General features: G+C 62.9%; 3 protein-coding genes. 1 reads left to right on the plus strand and 2 read right to left on the minus strand.

The features are described from left to right. Positions 1-179: 179 nt before the first annotated feature. Positions 180-824: an NADPH-dependent F420 reductase gene (locus AHiyo1_RS01865; RefSeq protein WP_172465468.1), complete on the plus strand. Its 645-nt coding sequence runs from the start codon at positions 180-182 to the stop codon at positions 822-824. Between the two features lie 85 nt (positions 825-909). On the opposite strand, the gene AHiyo1_RS27810 is transcribed toward AHiyo1_RS01865, so the two are convergent. Both AHiyo1_RS27810 and AHiyo1_RS27815 read right to left on the minus strand, forming a co-directional pair. Continuing rightward, positions 910-1323 carry a GntT/GntP/DsdX family permease gene (locus AHiyo1_RS27810; RefSeq protein ID WP_084784310.1) on the minus strand — a complete coding sequence of 138 codons (414 nt, stop codon included), beginning with the start codon at positions 1321-1323 and terminating at the stop codon, positions 910-912. A 41-nt stretch (positions 1324-1364) separates the two neighbouring features. Further along, a partial coding sequence (locus AHiyo1_RS27815) for a GntT/GntP/DsdX family permease (protein WP_445286178.1) occupies positions 1365-1635 on the minus strand: 271 nt, incomplete at its 5' end.

Below are 1635 nucleotides of genomic sequence, written 5' to 3' on the forward strand. Positions count from 1 at the left end.
GCCCGCAGACGTGCCCGAGACGCCGTAGGCCCGCAGCTGACCGACGTCGGATCCCCGCCCGGTGAGAACAGCAGAGGGTGCCGACTCATCTCGCAGACAAGCAGCCTATGGTTGGCAATTTGCGCCGCGCGTACGATCAGAACAGGGCAATTCTCGATAACCATGATCTGGAGGTTGACGTGACAACTGCAATTATTGGAACCGGCAACATCGGGTCCAGTGTCGCCCGCCATCTTGTTCAAGGCGGCGAGCCGGTGGTCTTGGCGGCCCGCGATCAATCCCATGCTGAATCGTTGGCCGCTGAGCTCGGTGCATTGGCGAGTTCGGCGAGCGTCGGCGATGCCGTGTCACAGGCTGAAGCTGTCGTGATGGCCGTGTGGCTGGACACCGAGAAGGAACTCATCTCCCAACTGTCAGACGCCCTGGTCGGCAAGGTCGTCATCGACCCGACCAACCCGATCGGGCCTGATGGCCACGGCGGCTACACCACGACGCTGCCGGAGGGCCAATCAGCAGCATCGATCGTGGCAGACCTTCTCCCTGATGGCGCGCATTTCGTGAAGGCCTTCGGCACATTGGGTGCCGACGCGCTGGGTTCGGCAGCCAACCGGCCATCCGGGCGGGCAGTTCTGTTTTACGCAACCGACGACGACGCTGCGGCCGAAACGGTGGAGCGGCTCATTCGTGTCGCTGGCTTTGACCCGGTCAAAGCCGGCGGAATCGAGGCGGCCGGCAGGCTCGAGTTGATGCGAGGCGATCTTCACCAGAATGGCGGGCTTGGTGGAAGGCTTTTGAACGCCGATGAGGCGCGTGCCTCCCTCTAGAGCAGATCGCGGCGGCGGGACGAAGCGAAGGCCCTCCGAACTGCGGAATCGCAGGTTCGGAGAGCCTTCGGTGTGCCGGTCCTGACTAGACGAAAACGGATAGCAGCAGCGTGAATCCGAATCCGACGACGGAAATTATCGTTTCCATGACTGACCAGGTCTTGATCGTCTGGCCTACCGTCAGTCCGAAGTATTCCTTGACCAGCCAGAAGCCGGCGTCATTGACATGGGAGAAGAACAGCGATCCGGCACCGATGGCGAGCACAACCAGCGCCAGCTGAGCCGGGGACAAGCCGGTTGCCAGCGGTGCGATGATTCCTGCGGCCGTCACTGTGGCAACAGTCGCCGAGCCGGTGGCAAGACGAATCAGCACTGCGATGATCCAACCCAGCACCAGTGCCGACAGGCTGGCAGCGACCGCGATCTTGGCGATCGCGGTTCCGGTGCCGCCGTCGACGAGTACTTGTTTGAAGCCGCCGCCCGCGCCGACGATAAGCATGACCCCGACGATCGGCAACAGGCTCTCGCCGATCTTCTTCGTCAGGATGGAGCTGAGAAGCCGACCCTCGTACCGAAAGTCACCATTGCCAAAAGCACCGCCACGAGCAGGGCAAAGACCGGGTCGCCGATGAAGTCCAGCAGAGGCCGGAGCGGCGCGTTCTTGTCCATCCAAATGTCTGCCCCGGCTTTGATCAGCATGAGCACCAACGGTGACAGCAGGGTCACCAAGGTCCAGCCAAAGGACGGGCTGCGCGTTGCTTGTGGATCCTGCGCCTTGCCGACGGGCGCGTCGCCGCGCGAACTGGCGGCC

The organism is Arthrobacter sp. Hiyo1, assembly GCF_001263615.2.
Taxonomy (GTDB): Bacteria; Actinomycetota; Actinomycetes; order Actinomycetales; family Micrococcaceae; genus Arthrobacter.

Excerpts from the sequence above, each read along its gene's own strand:
- AHiyo1_RS27810 (WP_084784310.1), bottom strand. The coding sequence starts at position 1,323 with ATGCTTATCGTCGGCGCGGGCGGCGGCTTCAAACAAGTACTCGTCGAC.